Raw genomic sequence first — 19,752 nt, forward strand, 5'->3', positions numbered from 1 at the left:
CGGGCACTTTCGACGATACCCCCGAAACCGCCCTCACCACCCGCCGTCGACGCGTTCCCGCAGGTCCGCGAGGGCGGCCGCGACGGCCTCCCGGCCCCGTTCGTCGCCGATCCGGCGCAGCACCGCGAGCGCGGCCCGGTACTCCCGGTCGGCCTCCTCGAAGCGGCGCTGCGCGGTGTGCGCCTCGGCCACCCGGGCCAGCAGCCGGGCCTCCGCCGCGTGGTCCCCCAGTGACTGCCGCAGGCCGAGCGCCCGCCCGTACCAGTCGGCGGCGCGCACCGCGTCGCCGAGTGCCCGGTGGCAGCCCGCCGCGCCCTCCAGGGCCCGGGCGCAGAGCGGTTCGTCCCCGACCGTACGGGCGTGCTCCAGGGCGGCCCGGTAGTGCGCGCCGGCCTGCTCCCAGCGGCCCGCCGCCGCCTGCAGGTCGCCCAGGTTGAGCAGCGCGGCCGAGGCCCGGCGGGGGCGGCCGTTGCGCTCGGCGACGGTGAGCACCAGCTCGTGCAGCCGGTAGAGGTCGGCGGGGGCGGCCGCGCCGGTCAGCGGCAGGGCCCGCAGCAGCGCGGTGACCAGCCGGCCGGCCGAGCCGTCCAGGTCGCCCTGGCCGATCGCGTCGGCCACCGCGCCGAGCAGCAGCTCCCGCTCGCCGAGCAGCCAGTCCCGGGCGTGCCCGGCCGAGCGCAGCCGCAGCACGGCCGGCAGCGGGTCGGGCGCCGGACCGTCGGCCGGGTCGAGCAGGGCGCGGGCCGACTCGGTGAGCCGGACCAGCCGCTCCAGCAGCCGGGCCCGGGCGAGTTCGGTCTCGGCGGGCCGGTCCTCCTCTTCCCGCAGCCGGACCAGCCGCGGGTAGAGCCGCCCGGGCACCCGGTAGCGCGGGGCGCCGTCGGCGGCCGGCGCCTCCTCGCCGAGCAGCTCCCGCTCGGCCAGCGCGGCCAGCGTCGCGGCGGCCTCCGGCGCCGGGCAGCCCACCAGGGCGGAGGCGGTGCGCCAGTCGGCGGTCTGTGCCGGGGCCAGGGTGAGGGTGCGCAGCATCCGCGCCTGGGCGGCCGGCAGCCCCCGGTACAACAACGTGAACGCGCCCAGCAGCGGGTCGTTGTCGGGGACGGGCACCGGCGCTGCGGGCTCCGGCTCGGGCTTCACCCAGCTCGCCGGGCTGCTGCCGACCAGTTCGGGGGTGGCCGGCTCGGCAGCGGACGCGGGCTCGGCGCCCTTCTCCCCCGCCTTCTTGTCCCGGGGCCGCTGCCGCCCCGACCGGGCGGCCTCGGTCGGCTTGGCCGTGCCCTCGTCCGGTTGGGCCGCCGGCTCCGACTCCTCCCCCACCACCCGGTTGAGCGCGCGCGCCGCGTCGGTGACCGCGATCTTCGGGTCGCCGCGCAGCCACCCCGCCATCAGCCGCAGCGCGGCCGGCCGGGCCGCGCAGGCCTCGGCGAGGTCGGCGCCGCCGACCGGGTCGCAGGAGATCCGGGTGCCGCCCACCAGGTCGGCCAGCAGTTCCCCGGAGGCCTGCCGGTCCAGACCGCCGAGGATCACCGGGTCGATGTCCTCGATCCCGGTGAGCGGCCCGGCGGTGGTGGCGATCACCAGGCAGCCGGGCTCGTCGGCGAGCAGCGGCCACACCTGTCCGGCGTCCCGCACGTCGTCCAGCACCAGCAGCACCTTGAGCCCCGCCAGCGCCTCCCGCAGCGCCACGCAGCCCGGCTCGTCCCGCCCGTCCTCGACCGCCCCGGGCAGTGGCACGGCGGCCTGCGGGTCGAGCTGCTCCAGCAGCAGCCGGGCGGCCCGGCCCGGCGGCACCCGTCCGCCGTCGGGGGCGGACAGCCGGGTGAACAGCACGCCGTCCGGGTAGTCGGCGGCCACGGTCCGGGCGAACCGGACGGCCAGCGCGGTCCGGCCCGAACCGGGCCGCCCGGCCAGCACCAGCAGGGGGCAACGGCCGCTCACCCGCCGGGCGGCGCCCGCCCGCAGCGCGGCCAGCTCGGCGCGCCGCCCGGCGAACAGCGCGGGCCCGGCGGGCAGCCGGTCGAGCCCCGGGACGGCGCTCGCGGGCATGTCGGGGCCGGGGTCCATCGTCGCCGTCTTCCTCGCCACCCGTGCCACTCCCGACGTCATCCCGCGCCCGGCGTCCGACTGGTCAGCGTCCGGCGCTCGGCGGAGGCGGCCCGGGACGGGCGCCCTGTCAGCGAAGCGTAGTTCGACCGTCCGGCTGAGCCGAGGTGACATCCGGTCGTACGAACCGGCAGATCACCCGGGCGAATCAACCGGTGGGTTCGTTCACACCTCGAAGGGGCGCGCCGGCCACGGCGCGTCCGGACGGCGCAGCCCGTCCAGGCCGTCCGGGGAGGTCAGCGCGGCGTGCACGGCGAGGGTGCCGGTGATCAGGGTCGGGTTGTGCAGCTGCCCGGCGTGGATCAGCCGGATCAGTTCGGGCACCGGCACCCAGGCGAGCTCGATCTCCTGCTCCTCCCCCTCGGCGGCGTAGCGCTCGCCCTCGGCGTCCGACAGGTCGGTCGCCAGGAACATCCGCAGCGCCTCGTCGGTGCCGCCCGGGGAGGTGTAGAAGTCGACGAGGATCCGCCAGGTGTCGGCCTTGCAGTGGGCCTCCTCGTACAGCTCGCGCTGCGCGGCGCGCCACGGGTTCTCGCCGGGCACGTCGAGCAGACCGGCCGGCAGCTCCCACAGCCGCTGGCGGACCGGGTGGCGGTACTGGCGCAGCACCAGCACCCGCTGCTGGTCGTCCAGGGCGAGCACGGAGACCGAGCCGGGGTGGGTCTGGTAGTCGCGCCGGGCCCAGCTGCCGTCGGGCATCCGGACCTCCTCGGTGCGCACCCCGGTCACCCTGCCCTGGAACGGCGTCGCGCTGCCCCGGACCTCCCACGTCTCGGCCGTATCGGCGATCACCACGTCGCGCTGCTCGTCCATCGCTCTCCCCTTTTCGTCAGTACGACACAATCTAACGCCGAACGGCGGCCCCGCGGGAATCGCGGGGCCGCCGTCCGGTGAACGACCACGGCCGAACAGGGGATGACTACTCGGAGGCCGCGGTCTTGATCTCGATGGCGGCCTTGACCAGGCCCGCGAACAGCGGGTGCGGGCGGGTCGGGCGGGACTTCAGCTCCGGGTGGGCCTGGGTGGCCACCAGGTAGGGGTGCACCTCGCGCGGGTACTCGACGTACTCGACCAGGTCGCCCTTGGGCGAGAGGCCGGAGAACTGCAGGCCGGTCTTCTCGAGGTCCGCGCGGTACGCGTTGTTGACCTCGTAGCGGTGGCGGTGGCGCTCCTCGACGTACTGCTCGCCGCCGTAGACCTCGCGGACGATCGAGCCCTCGGCGAGCTTGGCCGGGTACAGGCCCAGGCGCATGGTGCCGCCCAGGTCGCCCTTGCCGTCGACGATGGCCAGCTGCTCGGCCATGGTGGAGATGACCGGGTGCTTGGCGGCGGCGTCGAACTCGGTGGAGTTGGCCTCGGGCAGGCCGGCCAGGTTGCGGGCGGCCTCGATGACCACGCACTGCAGGCCCAGGCACAGGCCCAGCAGCGGGACCTTGTTCTCACGGGCGTAGGTGATGGCGCCGACCTTGCCGTTGACGCCGCGGTCGCCGAACCCGCCGGGGATGCAGATCGCGTCGACGTCACCGAGCTGCGCCTGGGCGCCCTCGGGGGTCTCGCAGTCGTCCGAGGTGACCCACTTGATCTCGACCCGGGCGTTGTTGGCGAAGCCGCCGGCGCGCAGCGCCTCGGTCACCGACAGGTAGGCGTCCGGCAGGTCGATGTACTTGCCGACCAGGGCGACCTTGACGATGTGCTGCGGCTCGTGGACCCGGCGCAGCAGGTCGTCCCAGGTGGTCCAGTCCACGTCGCGGAACGGCAGGTCGAGGCGGCGCACCACGTAGGCGTCCAGGCCCTCGCCGTGCAGCACCTTGGGGATGTCGTAGATCGACTTGGCGTCGATGGCCGCGACCACGGCCTCCTCGTCCACGTCGCACATCAGCGAGATCTTGCGCTTGATCGCCTGCGGGACCTCGCGGTCGGCGCGCAGCACGATCGCGTCGGGCTGGATGCCGATGTTGCGCAGCGCGGCGACGGAGTGCTGGGTGGGCTTGGTCTTGAGCTCGCCCGAGGGGCCGATGTACGGCAGCAGGGAGACGTGCACGAAGAACACGTTGTCCCGGCCGACCTCGTGGCGGACCTGGCGGACGGCCTCCAGGAACGGCAGCGACTCGATGTCGCCCACGGTGCCACCGACCTCGGTGATCACCACGTCGACGTCCTCGGTCGCCATGCGGCGGATCCGGGACTTGATCTCGTTGGTGATGTGCGGGATGACCTGGACGGTGTCGCCCAGGTACTCGCCGCGGCGCTCCTTGGCGATGACCGTCGAGTACACCTGGCCGGTGGTGACGTTCGCGGAGCCGTGCAGGTTGGTGTCGAGGAAGCGCTCGTAGTGACCGATGTCCAGGTCGGTCTCCGCGCCGTCGTCGGTGACGAAGACCTCACCGTGCTGGAACGGGTTCATGGTGCCCGGGTCCACGTTGAGGTACGGGTCCAGCTTCTGCATCGTCACGCGCAGGCCGCGGGCCTTGAGCAGCGCGCCGAGGCTGGAGGCGGTCAGCCCCTTGCCGAGCGAAGAGGCGACACCCCCGGTGACGAAGAGGTGCTTGGTCGTCACGGCGCGGCCGTTCGCTGCCTTGCCGGAATGGGGCTGTGCCAAGAGGGGGCTCCCGTGGGTCGCGTGTCGAAGGTGACGTGGGCGGGAGGCGCGCGGCTCGCCGGGCGACGGAGGCCGGCGAGTGCTCGGCGCTCGTAGGGTCGTCGGTTCGGCTGGTCCTGGGCGTTTGATTCCCGCCGGTCCACGGGATACCAGGGTATCAGTGACCTGACCGGGACGCCCTTCGGCCCGCGCGCGGCGCTCCGGGAGCGTGCGCCGGGCGCACCACCGGCGCACCATGCGCCGCACGAGTCACACCGGTCGCACAACCCGCCGGACCGGGCCAGCCGGAGCGCTCCGTCCGGGCCATGCCAGCCCCTCCGTTACGGCCAGCCGGAGCTGATCCTTCCGGACCATCCTGCGCCACGCCCTCGCGATGCACGGCATTTCCGCCGAATTGCGGCGCCACACGAGGCTGCGTCCGCGTGCTTCGCCCCTTTCGTCCGTCGTAAGCTGCACGGACGCATCGCGACAGCACGAGCACGCGGAGGGCGTGGGAGCGTCAGGACACTCCCGGTCCCCGATGCGCGACCGGACCTCCCCGTATATGCAGCTCCTCCCCACCCACCCTCAGGGGCTCGACCGAGCCCCGCGCGGACACTCCAGCAAGGCCCGCCACCACCCCGGCGGGCCGGACGTCCCGGGGTGAACCTCCGGCCCCGCAGACCGCTCGCTCCCTGGTTCGCCGATGCCCTGACCACATTGCGAACTGGAGATCCACGTGGCCGGCCGTATCGAGGACTACGCACTCATCGGGGACATGCAGACCGCTGCCCTGGTCAGCAGGGACGGGGCGGTGGACTGGCTCTGCCTGCCCCGCTTCGACTCGCCGGCGGTGTTCGCCGGCCTGCTCGGCACCGATGAACACGGCTTCTGGCGGATCGGCCCGGCCGAGGCCGTCCTGACCGAGGTCCCCGCCCCGGCGACGGCCACCACACCCATCACGGCCGCTGGCCGCACCCGCTTCGCCGACACCGGCGACCTGCGCGTCCCCCCGCCCACCGCCGCCGCCCCCGCCGTGCCCGCCGACCGGCGTCGCTACCGGGGCGACTCGCTGATCCTGGAACAGGAGTGGGACGCCCAGGGCGGCACCGTCCGGGTGATCGACTTCATGCCGCCCCGCCCGCTGGCGGGCCGGGACGCCGTCCCCCAGGTGATCCGGATCGTCGAGGGCGTGGCCGGCGCCGTCCGGATGCGCTCGGCGCTGCGGATGCGCTTCTCCTACGGCCGGATCGTCCCCTGGGTGCACCGGGTCCCGCAGGCCGACGGCGGCCACCGCACCGTCGCCATGGCCGGCCCCGACTCGGTCTGGCTGGACGGCGAGGCCGAGACCTACGGCCGCGACCTCACCACCTACGCCGACTTCACCGTCCGGGCCGGCGAACGGATCGCCTTCGCCCTCACCTGGCAGGCCTCCCACCTGGACCCGCCGGCCGTCCCGGACGCCGAGGCGATGCTCGACGCCACCGCCGACTTCTGGCACGACTGGGCCGACCAGTGCACCTACCAGGGCCCCTACCGCGAGGCCGTGATCCGCTCGCTGATCACCCTCAAGGGCCTCACCTACGCCCCCACCGGCGGCATCGTCGCCGCCCCCACCACCTCCCTGCCGGAGGACATCGGCGGCGAGCGCAACTGGGACTACCGCTACACCTGGCTGCGCGACGCCGCGATCACCCTCTCCTCGCTGCTGCGCACCGGCTACCGCGAGGAGGCCCGGGCCTGGCGCGAGTGGCTGCTTCGGGCCGTCGCCGGGGACCCGGAGAACCTGCAGATCATGTACGGCATCGCCGGCGAGCGCGAGCTCAACGAGACCTCGCTGGACTGGCTGCCCGGCTACGAGGGCTCCCAGCCCGTCCGGGTCGGCAACGGCGCCGCCGGACAGCTCCAACTCGACGTCTACGGCGAGGTGGTGGAGGCCCTGCACCTGGCCCACATGACCGGCCTGGTCCGCAACGACCACGCCCACCACCTCCAGCTGCGCCTGATCGAGTACCTGGAGGACCACTGGCAGAACCCGGACGAGGGCATCTGGGAGGTCCGCGGCCCGCGCCGGCACTTCGTCCACTCCAAGGTGATGGCCTGGGTCGCCGTCGACCGCACCATCAAGCTGCTGGAGCAGACCCCCGAGGACGCCCCAGCCGACGGCCACCTGGACCGCTGGCGCGAACTGCGCGAGACCATCCACCGGGACGTCTGCGAGAAGGGCTACGACCCGGAGCGCAACACCTTCACCCAGTACTACGGCGGCCAGGAGCTGGACGCCTCGCTGCTGCTGATCCCCCAGGTCGGCTTCCTGCCGCCGGACGACAAGCGGGTGATCGGCACCATCGAGGCGATCCAGCGCGAACTGTCCACCGAGGACGGCTTCGTGCTGCGCTACCCGACCCACGACGAGAGCGGCAACAACGTCGACGGCCTGTCCGGCCACGAGGGCGCCTTCCTGGCCTGCTCGTTCTGGCTGGCCGACGACCTCGCCATGATCGGCCGGGTGCAGGAGGCCCGCGAGCTGTTCGAGAAGCTGCTCTCGCTGCGCAACGACATCGGGCTGCTCGCCGAGGAGTGGGACCCGCGCCAGAAGCGCCAGGTCGGAAACTTCCCGCAGGCCTTCAGCCACGTACCGCTGATCGACACCGCCCTGCGGCTGACCGCCTGCGGCGCCGCCTACCTGTCGGCCCAGCCGGACGGCCCGGCCGCCGACCGGATCGAGCAGGCCACCGTCTAGGCGTGTCTGACACGCCTCAGACGCGCTGGACCAACTCGTCGTAGGTGCTGAGCACCTGGGCGACGGTGGCGGCCTCGTCCGGCCAGGTCTCGGCCTGCTGCCGGCCCGCCGCCACCAGCTGCTCGCGGCGGGCCGGGTCGGCCAGCAGCTCGCGCACCGCCCGTCCGAGCGCCCCCGGGTCACCCGGTGCCACCAGCACGGCGGCGTCGCCGACCAGTTCGGGAATGCCGCCGACGGCGGTGGCGACCACCGCAACGCCGGCCCGCATCGCCTCCTGGACCACCAGTGAGCGGGCCTCCCAGCGGCTGGAGAGCACCACCACGTCGGCGGCGGCCAACAGGTCGGGCACGTCGGTGCGGTGGCCGAGCAGCCGCACCGGCAGCTTCTCCGCGGCCACCCGCTCGCGCAGCGGGCCCGCCTCCGGGCCGTCCCCGGCGAGCAGCAGCAGCGGCTCCGGGTCCAGCGCGGACAGCTCCCCCACGGCGTCCAGCAGCAGCCCGAAGGCCTTCTGCGGGACGAGCCGGCCGACCGCCAGCACCAGCGGGCGGTCCGGGCCGTCGCCGAGCAGCGCCGCGCGCGCCTCGGCCCGGCCGAGCCGGCCCTCGGGCATCGGCGGGGCCGCCACCGGGCCCAGCCGGGCGTCGGTGGCGCCCAGTTCGCGGGCCCGGGCGACCAGGTCGGAGGAGGCGCCGAGGACCAGGTCGGCGGCGCGCGCCACCCGGCGTTCCATCAGCCGCTGCAGGCGCCGCTCCATGCCGGTGGCCAGCAGCGCGTGGTGCGAGGTGACCACCAGCGGGGTCTCCGGGCGCAGGCCCGGGAAGCGGCCGGCGGTGCGCAGCGCGAGGTCGGACAGCAGCCCCGCGCGCAGCCCGTGGGCGTGCACCACGTCGGCGCCGGTGAAGGCCCGGCGCAGCTCGCCGATCGCGGTGGCGTCACTGCGGGCGCCCGCGGTGGGGGTGATGTCGACCGTGTGGAACCGCGCGCCCGTGCGGGAGAAGCCGAACAGCGCGTCCGTACCGGCCGGTGCGCAGACCGTCACGATCACCCCGTGCGCGACCAGGCCCTGGGCCAGGGAACGCACGTGCGCACCGATGCCGCCGGTGCTGGCGGCCAGGACGAGTACCACGTGCAGCTGCCCCGGTTCCGGGGCGGCCGCGGTGGCCCGGGCGGCGGAATGGTCCACGTCGTCTCGCATCCGACTCGATCAGGTTCGCGCACCGCTTCGCGAGGGTTGCCCGCCCGGCGGCGCTCGGGACTGGAAAGCCAGTGTCCAGCCGCCACCATGCCAGGTCGGCGGCCCTCTTGGACAGTCGGCGCCACGGGGGCGCGTCGTCGTCCTGCGGTGAGGGCCGCCGGTCCCGTCCTCCTGGTGACGGGGGCCCGGGCCTACCGGTGGCGGGGGGACCGGGCGGCGGCCAGCAGCTCCTCGGCATGGGCCCGGCCCAGCTCCGAGTCCTCGAGGCCGGCCAGCATCCGGGAGAGTTCGCGCACCCGCTCCTCGTCGTTCAACACCTTGACGCCGGAACGGGTCACGGTGCCGTCGTTGGTCTTCTCCACCACCAGGTGCCGGTCCGCGAACGCGGCGACCTGCGGGAGGTGGGTGACCACCACGACCTGGGCGGTTTCGGCCAGTTTGGCCAGCCGGCGGCCGATCTCGACCGCGGCCTTGCCGCCGACGCCCGCGTCCACCTCGTCGAACAGGTAGGTGGGGACGGGGTCGGCGCCCGCGAAGACCACCTCGACGGCGAGCATCACCCGGGACAGCTCACCGCCCGAGGCGCCCTTGGCGATCGGGCGCGGCTGGGCGCCGGGGTGCGGGGCGAGCAGCACCTCGACCTCGTCCACGCCGTGCGGTCCGTACGCGACGGTGCGGCCGTCCACCTCGATCCCGGCCAGGTCGTCGATCCGGGTGATCGCGAAGGTCACCCGGGCGTGCGGCATGGCCAGTTCGGCGAGCTCGGCGGAGACGGCCTCGGCGAAGCGCCCGGCGGCGGCCTGCCGGGCGGCCGAAACCTCGGCCGCGAGCTCGGCCAACTCGGCCCGCAGCTCGGTCTCCTGGGCGCCGAGCTGGTCGATCCGCTCGTCGTCGCCGTCGAGTTCGGCGAGCCGGGCGGAGCCGGCCTCGGCCCAGGCGATCACCTCGGCGAGGGTGTTGTCCGCGCCGCCGTACTTGCGCAGCAGCTGGGCCAGCACGGCCCGGCGGTCCTCGACCGCGGCCAGCCGCACCGGGTCGGCGTCCAGGTCGTCGGCGTAGCCGGCGAGGTCCCCGGCGACGTCGGCCAGCAGGTAGCCGACCTCGTTCAGCCGGTCGGCGAGGGCGGCCAGCCGCTCGTCGTGATGGCGCACGGCGTCCAGGGCGCGCCGGGACTGGGCGAGCAGGGTGCCCGCGTCCAGCGCCTCCGGGTCGGTCGGGTCACCGGCCAGGGCGGCGTGGGCGAGGGTCGCCGCGGAGGACAGCGCGTCGGCGTGGCCAAGCCGCTCGGCCTCGGCGGCCAGTTCGAGGTCCTCCCCGGCCACCGGCTCGGCGGCGGCGATCTCGTCCAGGCCGAAGCGCAGCAGGTCGGCCTCCTGGGCGCGCTCGCGGGCCCGGGTGGTCAGCTCCTCCAGGGTGGCCGAGACCTCCCGCAGGACGCGGTAGGTCTCCCGGTAGCGGGCCAGCGGCTCGGCCACCGACTCGCCCGCGTAGCGGTCCAGCGCGCCGCGCTGGCGGGCCGGGCGCAGCAGCCGCTGCTGGTCGGTCTGGCCGTGCACGGCGATCAGGTCCTCGCCGAGCTCGGTGAGCAGCCCGACCGGGACGGCCCGCCCGCCGACGTGTGCCCGGGAGCGCCCCTCGGCGGAGACCGTGCGGCTGACCAGCAGGGCGCCGTCGTCCAGCTCGGCCCCGGCCTCGACGGCGCGGGCCGCCACCGGGGAGTCGGCGGGCAGTTCCAGTCGGCCCTCCACCACCGCGCGTCCGGCGCCGTGGCGCACCAGGCCGGGGTCGGCGCGTCCGCCGAGCAGCAGGCCGAGGCTGGTCACGACCATGGTCTTGCCGGCGCCGGTCTCACCGGTCACGGCGGTGAAGCCGGGGGCCAGCTCGACCACCGCGTCGTCGATGACCCCAAGATCCCGTATCCGCATCTCGTCCAACACGGAGACGACCTTACGAGGTTCCGCCCCCGGAGCGCGACGAGCGGCAACGGCGCGCGGCAACTCGAGGCCGCCGAGTTCACCCCTTCCGGGAGGTTTCGGCGGCGGTGGGCACCGTGCACCACGGCAGGAAGACCTGCACCAGCGGGCCGATGAGCAGCGCGTACACGACCGTGCCGAGCCCGGCGGTGCCGCCGAGCAGCAGTCCGGCGACCAGCACGGTCAGCTCGATGCCGGTGCGGATCAGCCGTAGCGAACGCCCGGTGCGCCGGTGCAGGCCGGTCATCAGGCCGTCGCGCGGGCCGGGCCCGAGGCGGGCGCCGATGTACAGGCCCGTGGCCACACCGTTGAGCAGCACCGCGGCGGCCATCAGCGCCACCCGCGCGAGCAGGCCGTGCGGGCTGCCGACCAGCCCCAGGGAGAGGTCCATCGCCGCGCCGATCACCAGCACGTTGGCGACGGTGCCCACCCCCGGGCACTGGCGCAGCGGGATCCACAGCAGCAGGACGAGGGCGCCGCAGATGGTCACCCAGGCGCCCACGGTGAGGCCGAGCACCCGCTGCAGGCCCTGGTGGAAGACGTCCCAGGGATCGAGGCCGAGGCCGGAGCGGAGCATCAGCGCCATGCTCACCCCGTACAGGACGAGGCCGACTGCGAGCTGCGGGAGGCGGCGGCCCAGCGCGTGGGTGTCGCCGAGGACCCGCACGGCGGGGCCCGGTCGGGCGGGCTCCTCAGGGGCGGTGGCCGTCGGGGCGGTGGACGTGGGGGCGGTGGTGGTGGCCAATGGTGCTCCTGCGGGCGGTTCCGCACCGCCGGGCGGCCCCGGTGGTGGCGGCTCGGTGGCCGCCCTGTCATGATGAGCAGGCCAAAGCCGCCCTTGACAGGGCCAATCCCGAGCAAGTGGACTGATGCGTCATGGCCGACTGGCACACCACCGTCACCCCGCCCGCACTGGCCCGGCTGCTCGCCACCGCCTGGCTCCCCGAGCCGGCCACCGCGCGCCGCCCGGCCTACCGCACCCTGGCCGGGCAGATCCGGCTGCTGGTCACCGAGGGCAGGCTGCCGGTCGGTGCCCGGCTGCCCGCCGAACGCGAACTCGCCTCCGCCCTGGAGCTCAGCCGCACCACCGTCGCCACCGCGTACGAGACCCTGCGTGGCGACGGCTACCTGCACAGCCGACGCGGCGCCGGCAGCTGGACCTCCCTGCCCGAGGGCGCCCCGCCGCCCAGCGACGCCCTGCACCCCGTCCCGCCGGACGAGCAGGGCCGGATCCTGGACCTCGGCGTCGCCGCCCTGCCCGCCCCGCAGCCCTGGCTCGGTCAGGCGGCCGCCCGGGCCGTCGAACTGCTGCCGCACTACGCCGCGGGACACGGCCACTACCCCACCGGCGTCCCGGTGCTGCGCGAGGCCGTCGCCCGCCGCTACACCGAGCGCGGACTGCCCACCACCCCCGACCAGATCCTGATCACCACCGGCGCGATGGGCGGCCTGCACCTGCTCCAGCGGGTCCTGGTCGGCCGCGGCGACCGGGTCGCCGTCGAGGCCCCCAGCTACGCCCACACCCTGCAGGCCCTGCGCCTCACCGGGGCCCGCCTGGTGCCGGTCCCGTACGCCGTTGGAACCCGCCCCGAGCCGAAGGGGCGCGCCGGTGCCGAAAGTGACGAGCGACAGGCGACGAAGGAGCGCCGGAGCGTGGGGGCACCTCCCGGCCGCCAGGCTGGGGGAGAACGTCGGCACCGGGTCGGAGCGCCCCGGAGGCGAGCGGGCGAATGGCAGTGGGACCTGGAGGAGTGGCAGCGGGTGCTGCGCGGAGCGGCCCCCAAGGTCGCGTACGTCATCCCGGACTTCCACAACCCGACCGGCGCGCTGATCGACGAGGAGCAGCGCCGCCGGCTGCTGGCCGCCGCCCGGGCCGCCGGGAGCATCGTGCTGGTGGACGAGACCACCGCCGAACTCGGCTGGGGCGTCCCGGAGTCCACGCCGCTGCCGCGCCCGATGGCGGCACTGGACCGCTCCGCCCAGGTGGTCACCGTCGGCTCGGCCGGCAAGCTGCTCTGGGGCGGCCTGCGGATCGGCTGGGTCCGGGCCGCGCCCGCGCTGGTCCGGCGCCTGGCCACCGAGCGGGTCTACAGCGACGTCGGCACCCCGGTGCTGGACCAACTGATCGCCGCCGAGCTGCTGGGCGAGCCGCTCCAGGCCATCCGCGCCCACCAGCTGGACCGGCTGCGGGCCACCGCGCACGCCTTCGCCGCCGCGCTGGCCGAGCAACTGCCCGACTGGAGCTTCCCGCTGCCGCCCGGCGGCCTCTCGCTCTGGGTCTCCACCGGCGGCCTGTCCGGTGCGGCGCTGGCCCGGGCCGGGGAGCCCGCCGGGGTCCGGATCGCGGCCGGCAACCGGTTCGGCTCGGACGGGGCCTTCGAGCACCACATCCGGATCCCGCTCACCGTGCCCGCCGCGGCCGCCCCCGCCGCCGTCGGGCGGCTGGCCGCGGTGGCCGCCCGCGCGGCGGCGGGCGGCCGGCTCGGCCCGGCCGACGAGGGCCAGGCACTGGCGGTCTGACGCCGCGTCAGATCACCCTGGGTCAGCAGGGCTTGTTCGACCGCCCGCGCCAACCCGTCACCGGGAGCGCGAACTTGGCCACCAGCCGGTCCGTGAACGGCGCCCGGTGCAGCCGGGCCAGCCGCACCGGCGTCTGCCCCCGGCGCACCTCCACCCGTGCCCCGGCGGGCAGTTCGACCGAACGCCGGCCGTCGCACCAGAGCACCCCGTGCGGGGTCTTGGGCTGCACCTCGACCGCCAGCACCGAGTCCGGCGAGGTCACCAGCGGCCGGGCGAACAGCGCGTGCGCGGAGATCGGCACCATCAGCAGCGCCTCCACCTCCGGCCACACCACCGGGCCGCCGCCCGAGAACGCGTACGCGGTCGAGCCGGTCGGCGTCGCGCAGACCACCCCGTCGCAGCCGAAGTTGGAGACCGGGCGGCCGTCCACCTCGGTCACCACCTCCAACATCCGTTCCCGGGACGCCTTCTCGATCGACGCCTCGTTCAACGCCCAGTCCTGGTGCACCACATCGCCGTTGGTCCGGACGATGACGTCGAGCGTCATCCGCTCCTCGACCTCGTAGTCGGCGTCGACCACCCGCTCGACCACCACGGCCAGGTCGTCCCGCTCGGCCTCGGCCAGGAAGCCGACCCGGCCGAGGTTGATGCCCAGCATCGGCAGCCCGTGCGAGCGCGCCAACTCCGCGCCGCGCAGCAGCGTCCCGTCGCCCCCGGCGACCAGGATCAGCTCGCAGCCGTCCGCCGCCCCCGGCCCCTCGGCCACCTTCTCGACCCCGTCCGGCAGGTCGAGGTCCACCGCCTCCGCCTCCAGCAGTCTGATCCGGAGCCCCGCCTTCAGCAGCCCGTGCACCAGACCCTCGACGCTGCGCAGCGCCGCCTCCCGGCCGGTGTGCGCGATCAGGAAGACCGTGCGTTCTTCATCGCTCATGCCGCTGCCCTCTCCCTACGCCTACCGGGTCGCCCTTGGCCCGGTGCGGCCGCGCCATACAGCATGACGGGCCGGACGCTCGCAGAGCACCCTACCGGGGCCCTTCCGCCACGGCCCGGTCCGCCTCCGCGGGGTCCAGCCGCGGGGCGTCCCGGCGCATCCAGAGGAAGTACTCGACGTTCCCGGACGGCCCCGGCAGAGGGCTCGCGGTGACGGCACGCACACCCAGCCCCAGCTCCCACGCCTGCCCGGCCACCTGGCGCACCATCTCGGCACGCAGCTCCGGGCTGCGCACCACCCCGCCGCTGCCCAGGCGCTCCTTGCCGATCTCGAACTGCGGCTTGACCATCAGCACCAGGTCCGCGTCCTCGGCCGCGCAGGCGGCCAGCGCCGGCAGCACCAGGCCCAGCGAGATGAAGGACAGGTCGCCGACCACCAGGTCGACGGGGGTGCCGCCGATCATCTCCCGGGTCAGTTCCCGGACGTTGGTGCGGTCCATCACCGTCACCCGCTCGTCGCTCTGCAGCGACCAGGCGAGCTGCCCGTAGCCGACGTCCACCGCCAGCACGTGGGCGGCCCCGGCCCGCAGCAGCACGTCGGTGAAGCCGCCGGTGGAGGCGCCCGCGTCCAGCGCCCGGCGGCCCTCGACCACCAGGCCCTGCGGCACGAAGGCCGCGAACGCCCCGGCGAGCTTGTGCCCGCCGCGCGAGACGTAGTCGGGGTCGTTCTCGTCCTTGGCCACCACGACCGCCGCCGAGGTCTCCACCTGGGTGGCCGGCTTGGTCGCGGTGGTGCCGCCGACGGTCACCCGGCCGGCCGCGATCAGCTCGGACGCGTGCTCACGCGACCGGGCCAGCTTGCGGCGGACCAGCTCCGCGTCGAGTCGGCGTCGTGCCACTGCCACTGGTGCTTCAGCTCCTACGGGTCCTGCGGATCATTCCTGGTCGAGCGCGGCCAGCGTGTCGGCGAGCCGCTGGTGAACATCTTCGTACACCGCGACGTGTGCCTCGGCCGGGACCCCGTCCAGAGCCTCCAGCCGGGCCAGCCCGGCGTCCACCCCGGGGTGCCCGGTGGGCAGCAGTTCGACGCCGAGCGGCTGGACCGGCGCCGCCGGCTCACTCGTCCCGGGCATCGGGCTGCTTCGTGCTGGTGGCCTTGCGGACGGTGGTCTTCTTCGTCGCGGTGCGCTTGGCCGCCGCCTTGGGCTCGGCGCCGTTCTGCGCCGGCTGCTTCGGCTGCCCGGTGGCGGTCTTCCTGACGGTCGCCTTCTTGCCGACGGCGGCCTTCTCGGCGGGTGCCTTCTTCACCGGCGCCTTCTTCGCGGGCACCGCCCACTTCCCGGCGGCGGGCTCCCCGACCGACTCCTCCACCGCCTTCCGCACCGCGGCCTCCGTCGCCGGGGACAGCGGGGACACCGGCGGATCGACCTCGACCGGCTCGTCCACCTCCACCCGCTCGGCCACCACCGGCTCCGTCGCCACCGGCTCGTCCTCGAACTCCCAGCCACGCCCGAACAGGTCATCCGCCCGGGGCGCCGGCGCCGGCTGCTCCTTCCCGTGCCCGGCAGCGGCCGGCTTGCCCGCGGCCGGCTCCTCCTCGACCTCGCGCAGCTTGCTCTCCAGGAACGCGAGCACCACGCCGACCTTGGTCACCTGGTCGCCGACCTTCTCGAAGGCCTTCTCCACCTCGTTGCGCGCCACCCCGACCGCCAGGTCCACCCCGGCCCGACCGGCGGTGACCGCCTCCTCCGCCAGGGTCTGCAGCGTCTTCGCCGACGGCGGGAACTGCCCGCCCAGCTTGCGTTCGACCTCCGAGACGTCGACGCCGGTCTTCTCCAGGATCGCGGCGGCCGTGTCCGCGACCCGCTTGCCGAGCTCCTCCACCACCACGGCGGTGGCCGCCACCGCTCCCCGCACCGTCTTCGGCAGCATCCTGGTGCCTCCTCCGCGCGTGCGCGCGCCTCGCTCCGTCGCTCTCGGCGCCCGGGCGTTCCCGGGCACCCACTGACGACGCTACCGCCAAAACCCTCCTGAGGTACCGTGGCCCGGCACCGTAGTGACCTGGGGATGGAGCGACCGCCATGGCGAACGCCGAGGAGTGCCGGGAAGCGCTGGAGCAGTTCAGCCGGAACATGGCGGGCTCCACCGGTGACGCCCGCAAGGCCGCCGCCCTCGACCGCTCGCTCAGCTGCCGGATCACCGACCTCGACCTGACCTTCACCGGACAGCTGCGCGACGGCCGGATCCAGGACGTCGTCAAGACCCCCGGCCCGCCCACCGAGAAGGCCCAGATCCGGCTCACCATGGCCAGCGACGACCTGCTCGCCCTGGTCGGCGGCGAACTCAACTTCGCCGCCGCCTGGGCGAGCGGCCGAGTGAAGCTGGAGGCCGGCTTCCGCGACCTGCTGCGGCTGCGCAACCTGCTGTGACGGCCCCGCCGTCGGCTCAGAAGCCGAGCTCGGCCAGCGCCTTCCGCCCGTCCACCGGCCCGCCGTCCGCGTCCAGCGCCGTCCAGGCCGCCGCGCACAGCGCCCGCAGGCCGTCCCACCGCTCCCCGGCGCCGGTCAGCCGCAGCACGCCGCCCTCCGCCACGGCCGTCCAGCCGCCGCAGGCGAAGCCACCGTCCACCGCCGTCACCGCCGGCTGCGGCACCAGCAGACCGCGCAGGTCCGCCGCCAGGTACGTCGGCCGGTGCTCGACCGGGGCTGCCAGCAGCTGCGCCGGGGTGGTCACCCCGGTGAACACCAACAGGCTGTCCACCCCGCCGTTGAACGCGCCCTCGATGTCGGTGTCCAGCCGGTCCCCGACCACCAGCGGCCGCCGCGCGCCGGTCCGCAGCACGGTCTCCCGGTGCATCGGCGGCAGCGGCTTGCCCGCCACCTCCGGCTCCACCCCGGCCGCCACCCGCACCGCCGCCACCAGCGTCCCGTTGCCGGGCGCGATGCCGCGCGCCGTCGGCACCGTCAGGTCGGTGTTCGAGGCGACCCACGGCAGCCCGCTGCGCACGGCGTACGCCGCCTCCGCCAGTTGCGGCCAGCCCACCGAGGGGTCGAAGCCCTGGACCACCGCGAGCGGCTCCTCGGCCATCGAGCGCACGGCCACCAGCCCCCGCTCGGCCAGCGCCTCCTCCAGCCCCAGGCCACCCACGACCAGCACCTTCGCCCCGGCCGGCACCTTCTCGGCGACGACCCGGGCGGCCGCCTGGGCCGAATTGATGACGTCCGCCGGTTCGGCCGGCACGCCCAGCCCGGTCAGGTGCTCGGCGACCACCCGCGGCGGGCGGGAGGCGTTGTTGGTCACGTACGCGAGCCGCATCCCGGCCGTACGGGCCGCCGCCAGCGAGTCCACCGCGTGCTCGATCGCGTGCGGGCCGGCGTAGACCACGCCGTCCAGGTCCAGCAGCGCCGTGTCGTACGCCTCGGTCAGCGGGCGGTCGCTGCCGCCGGGGGCGGTCCGTCGCACGGTGGTGGCCGTCTCGGTCATGCCTGCCCAATCTCATTCACCGCGGTCTCGATCACCGCGTTCGTCTGCTCGTCACTGCCCACCCGGTCAGGCGTCGTCGTCGACGCCCCCGGGCTCTCCCCCGACCTGCCCCGGCAGACCCGCCTCCGGCCCTCGATAGCCAGGTGCACCGGGCAACAGCGGGCCGAACGCCCCGGCCCGGGCCGCCAGGGTCGCCCTGGTCTGCCGCAGCGCCGACCGGTAGTGGTCGGTCTCCGGCCGCATGGCCACGGCCAGCGCCAGGTGCTCGGCGGAGGTCTCGAAGTCGCCCAGCCGGGCCGCCGCGACGCCCCACCCGAACTGAGCGTAGTCGTCCGAGGGATCGGCCAGTGCCACGGCCCGGAAGTTCTCCAGCGCCGCCGCGTACGAACCGGCGTCGAACTGCGCCCGGGCCAGCGCCTCCCGGATGCTGCGCGAGTGCGGCTCGGCCTCCGCCGCCCGGGACAGCAGCTGCTCGGCCGCCGCCGGATGGCCCTGGGCCAGCAGCTTCGCGCCCCGGCGGAACCAGTCGTACACGTCCCCCGCGGGCTCCCCGGGCCGCCCCTGGGCCGGGACGCCCCCGGCCGGCGGCTGCCCGCCAGGCACGCCGCCGTCCGCCCGTTCCTGCCCGTCGTCCATGCCGTACCTCGCCCTCGGTCGCGCACCCGGCCCACTGCTCGGCACGGGTATTCCGATCTCTCAACAACGCGTACCCGGTTACGATGCCCAGAATGAGCACACCCAGTGCAGAAGACGGAGTCGAGACTCCCGTGGGCGGCCCCGGTGACCCCGGGCACGTCGCCACCGCAGGCCTGTCCCTGTCCCCCTTCCGTGGCCTGCGCTACGTCCCCGACCGGGTCGGCGCGCTGGCCTCGGTGATGTCCCCGCCGTACGACGTCGTCGACCCGGGGCGCCGGCTGGACCTCGAGACCGCCGACCCGCACAACGTGGTCCGGCTGATCCTGCCCCGACCCGAGCCCGAGGACGCCGGCGACCGCCCCGACCGCGACACCAAGTACCGGCACGCCGCGCGGCTGCTGGCCGGCTGGCAGCGCGAGGGCATCCTCGCCGCCGACCCCGAGCCGGCGATCTACGTCTACGAGCAGCGGGTCCCCGCCACCGCCGACGCGCCCGAGCTGCTCCAGCGCGGCCTGATCGGCGCCCTCGCGGTGAGCGGCCCCGAGGTCGGCGTCGTGCTCCCCCACGAGGACGTCATGCCCCGGCCGGTCGCCGACCGGGTCGGGCTGATGCGCACCACCCGGGCCAACCTCGAACCCCTGCTGCTCACCTACCGGGGCAACGGCGGCGCCTCCGGCGTCATCGAGCGGACGGTCGAGGACGCGCCGCTGCTCTCCACCACGACCAGCGACGGCACCCACCACCGTCTGTGGGCCGTCACCGACCCCGCCCTGATCGCCGAGATCAGCCGCGACCTGGCCACCTGCCGCGCCCTGATCGCCGACGGCCACCACCGCTGGGCGATGTACCTGCGCCTCCAGCGCGAGCACCGCCACCTGCCGCGCAGCCCGTGGGACCGCGGCATGGTGCTGCTGGTGGACACCGCCCGCTACCCGCTGCGGGTCCGAGCCATCCACCGGGTGCTGTACCGGCTGCCGGTGGCGGACGCGTTGGAGAAGCTCGGCGACCAATGGCAGGTCAAGGAGGTCCCCGGCCCGCTGCCCGCCGCCCTCCAGGCACTCGCCGAGCAGAAGCGGCACGGCGGCAACGCCTTCGTCCTCACCGGCGGCAACGGCGTCTTCTGGCTGCTCAGCGAGCCCGAGGAGGCCCTGCTCGACGCGACCGTGCCGCACGACCGGCCCGAGGAGTGGCGCCACCTGGACGCCACCGTGCTGCACGCCACCCTGCTCGACCACACCTGGCACGTCCCCGACGGCCCCGACGACATCGGCTACCTGCACACCGCTGTGGCCGCCGAGCGCGAGGCCGCCCGCACCGGTGGCACCGCCGTCCTGCTCCACCCGGTCCGGGAGAGCGTGGTGCGGCGGCTGGCCGAACAGGGCGTCACCATGCCGCGCAAGTCCACCTCGTTCGGGCCGAAGCCGGCCACCGGCCTGGTGCTGCGCAGTCTTCCGCTGGGGTAGCGCGAGCCCCGGACGCCGTGAGGCCCTGCCGTTCTTCGGTTCTAACGGTCCTCGCAACACCCGCGATCTGCGGGAGTTGCGAGGACCGTGGGCGTTGAGCGTGATCTTGCCGGGTTGCGGGAGCGTTT

General features: G+C 75.0%; 16 protein-coding genes. 4 read left to right on the forward strand and 12 right to left on the reverse strand.

The annotated features are described in order from the left end of the window. Window positions 1–33: 33 nt before the first annotated feature. From ACWCYO_RS31530 to ACWCYO_RS31540, 3 genes are all read right to left on the reverse strand, one after another. A complete protein-coding gene (locus tag ACWCYO_RS31530) occupies window positions 34–2,085 on the reverse strand; it encodes a tetratricopeptide repeat protein (protein WP_449786118.1) in 2,052 nt (683 codons plus the stop codon). A gap of 183 nt (window positions 2,086–2,268) precedes the next feature. Continuing rightward, entirely contained in the window at window positions 2,269–2,916 is a 648-nt protein-coding gene (locus ACWCYO_RS31535) for an NUDIX domain-containing protein (RefSeq protein ID WP_270143003.1), read from the reverse strand. Between the two features lie 106 nt (window positions 2,917–3,022). Continuing rightward, the gene (locus ACWCYO_RS31540) at window positions 3,023–4,702 is read right to left on the reverse strand and encodes a CTP synthase (protein WP_270143005.1); all 1,680 of its coding nucleotides are present in this window, start codon (window positions 4,700–4,702) and stop codon (window positions 3,023–3,025) included. Between the two features lie 718 nt (window positions 4,703–5,420). On the opposite strand from ACWCYO_RS31540, the gene ACWCYO_RS31545 reads away from it, so the two are divergent. After that, window positions 5,421–7,424 carry a glycoside hydrolase family 15 protein gene (locus ACWCYO_RS31545; RefSeq protein WP_449786119.1) on the forward strand — a complete coding sequence of 668 codons (2,004 nt, stop codon included), beginning with the start codon at window positions 5,421–5,423 and terminating at the stop codon, window positions 7,422–7,424. A gap of 16 nt (window positions 7,425–7,440) precedes the next feature. On the opposite strand, the gene ACWCYO_RS31550 is transcribed toward ACWCYO_RS31545, so the two are convergent. The 3 genes from ACWCYO_RS31550 to yczE form a co-directional block, all read right to left on the reverse strand. After that, a complete protein-coding gene (locus ACWCYO_RS31550; RefSeq protein WP_449786120.1) occupies window positions 7,441–8,607 on the reverse strand; it encodes a glycosyltransferase family 4 protein in 1,167 nt (388 codons plus the stop codon). 203 nt (window positions 8,608–8,810) lie between these two features. After that, window positions 8,811–10,544, reverse strand: a complete 1,734-nt coding sequence (recN, locus tag ACWCYO_RS31555) for a DNA repair protein RecN (protein WP_270150917.1) — start codon at window positions 10,542–10,544, stop codon at window positions 8,811–8,813. A gap of 88 nt (window positions 10,545–10,632) precedes the next feature. Further along, on the reverse strand, window positions 10,633–11,337 hold the full coding sequence (gene yczE / locus ACWCYO_RS31560) for a membrane protein YczE (RefSeq protein WP_405000627.1): 705 nt from the start codon (window positions 11,335–11,337) through the stop codon (window positions 10,633–10,635). A 131-nt stretch (window positions 11,338–11,468) separates the two neighbouring features. Here yczE and ACWCYO_RS31565 point away from each other — a divergent pair, with 131 nt between their 5' ends. Next, entirely contained in the window at window positions 11,469–13,112 is a 1,644-nt protein-coding gene (locus ACWCYO_RS31565) for an aminotransferase-like domain-containing protein (protein WP_449786121.1), read from the forward strand. Between the two features lie 22 nt (window positions 13,113–13,134). On the opposite strand, the gene ACWCYO_RS31570 is transcribed toward ACWCYO_RS31565, so the two are convergent. The 4 genes from ACWCYO_RS31570 to ACWCYO_RS31585 all read right to left on the reverse strand — a co-directional run bounded on the left by ACWCYO_RS31570 (window position 13,135) and on the right by ACWCYO_RS31585 (window position 15,974). After that, window positions 13,135–14,043 (reverse strand): NAD kinase, encoded by a 909-nt coding sequence (locus tag ACWCYO_RS31570; protein ID WP_270143012.1) that lies wholly within the window; start codon window positions 14,041–14,043, stop codon window positions 13,135–13,137. 91 nt (window positions 14,044–14,134) lie between these two features. Further along, window positions 14,135–14,941: a TlyA family RNA methyltransferase gene (locus ACWCYO_RS31575; protein WP_270150921.1), complete on the reverse strand. Its 807-nt coding sequence runs from the start codon at window positions 14,939–14,941 to the stop codon at window positions 14,135–14,137. Between the two features lie 36 nt (window positions 14,942–14,977). Next, window positions 14,978–15,175 (reverse strand): hypothetical protein, encoded by a 198-nt coding sequence (locus tag ACWCYO_RS31580; protein ID WP_270143014.1) that lies wholly within the window; start codon window positions 15,173–15,175, stop codon window positions 14,978–14,980. Beyond that, entirely contained in the window at window positions 15,159–15,974 is an 816-nt protein-coding gene (locus tag ACWCYO_RS31585) for a hypothetical protein (RefSeq protein ID WP_270143016.1), read from the reverse strand. Before ACWCYO_RS31585 ends, ACWCYO_RS31580 begins: the two co-directional genes overlap by 17 nt. Window positions 15,975–16,123: 149 nt before the next feature. On the opposite strand from ACWCYO_RS31585, the gene ACWCYO_RS31590 reads away from it, so the two are divergent. After that, window positions 16,124–16,471 carry an alkyl sulfatase C-terminal domain-containing protein gene (locus tag ACWCYO_RS31590; protein WP_270143018.1) on the forward strand — a complete coding sequence of 116 codons (348 nt, stop codon included), beginning with the start codon at window positions 16,124–16,126 and terminating at the stop codon, window positions 16,469–16,471. A gap of 16 nt (window positions 16,472–16,487) precedes the next feature. Here ACWCYO_RS31590 and ACWCYO_RS31595 read toward each other — a convergent pair whose 3' ends face one another. Together ACWCYO_RS31595 and ACWCYO_RS31600 are read right to left on the reverse strand one after the other, a co-directional pair. Beyond that, window positions 16,488–17,525, reverse strand: coding sequence for an HAD-IIA family hydrolase (locus ACWCYO_RS31595; protein ID WP_270143020.1), 1,038 nt, complete (start codon window positions 17,523–17,525; stop codon window positions 16,488–16,490). A 66-nt stretch (window positions 17,526–17,591) separates the two neighbouring features. Beyond that, window positions 17,592–18,161 carry a tetratricopeptide repeat protein gene (locus tag ACWCYO_RS31600; protein ID WP_449786122.1) on the reverse strand — a complete coding sequence of 190 codons (570 nt, stop codon included), beginning with the start codon at window positions 18,159–18,161 and terminating at the stop codon, window positions 17,592–17,594. A gap of 92 nt (window positions 18,162–18,253) precedes the next feature. On the opposite strand from ACWCYO_RS31600, the gene ACWCYO_RS31605 reads away from it, so the two are divergent. Then, window positions 18,254–19,624: a DUF1015 domain-containing protein gene (locus tag ACWCYO_RS31605; protein ID WP_270143024.1), complete on the forward strand. Its 1,371-nt coding sequence runs from the start codon at window positions 18,254–18,256 to the stop codon at window positions 19,622–19,624. The last annotated feature ends 128 nt before the right edge of the window (window positions 19,625–19,752 follow it).

This window comes from Kitasatospora sp. NPDC001683 (genome assembly GCF_053596495.1).

Coding starts and splice junctions, on each gene's coding strand:
- ACWCYO_RS31600 (WP_449786122.1), bottom strand. CDS start 18,161: ATGGACGACGGGCAGGAACGGGCGGACGGCGGCGTGCCTGGCGGGCAG.
- ACWCYO_RS31565 (WP_449786121.1), top strand. CDS start 11,469: ATGGCCGACTGGCACACCACCGTCACCCCGCCCGCACTGGCCCGGCTG.
- ACWCYO_RS31570 (WP_270143012.1), bottom strand. CDS start 14,043: ATGAGCGATGAAGAACGCACGGTCTTCCTGATCGCGCACACCGGCCGG.
- ACWCYO_RS31605 (WP_270143024.1), top strand. CDS start 18,254: ATGAGCACACCCAGTGCAGAAGACGGAGTCGAGACTCCCGTGGGCGGC.
- ACWCYO_RS31585 (WP_270143016.1), bottom strand. CDS start 15,974: ATGCTGCCGAAGACGGTGCGGGGAGCGGTGGCGGCCACCGCCGTGGTG.
- ACWCYO_RS31580 (WP_270143014.1), bottom strand. CDS start 15,175: ATGCCCGGGACGAGTGAGCCGGCGGCGCCGGTCCAGCCGCTCGGCGTC.
- ACWCYO_RS31595 (WP_270143020.1), bottom strand. CDS start 17,525: ATGACCGAGACGGCCACCACCGTGCGACGGACCGCCCCCGGCGGCAGC.
- ACWCYO_RS31535 (WP_270143003.1), bottom strand. CDS start 2,916: ATGGACGAGCAGCGCGACGTGGTGATCGCCGATACGGCCGAGACGTGG.
- recN (WP_270150917.1), bottom strand. CDS start 10,544: ATGCGGATACGGGATCTTGGGGTCATCGACGACGCGGTGGTCGAGCTG.
- ACWCYO_RS31590 (WP_270143018.1), top strand. CDS start 16,124: ATGGCGAACGCCGAGGAGTGCCGGGAAGCGCTGGAGCAGTTCAGCCGG.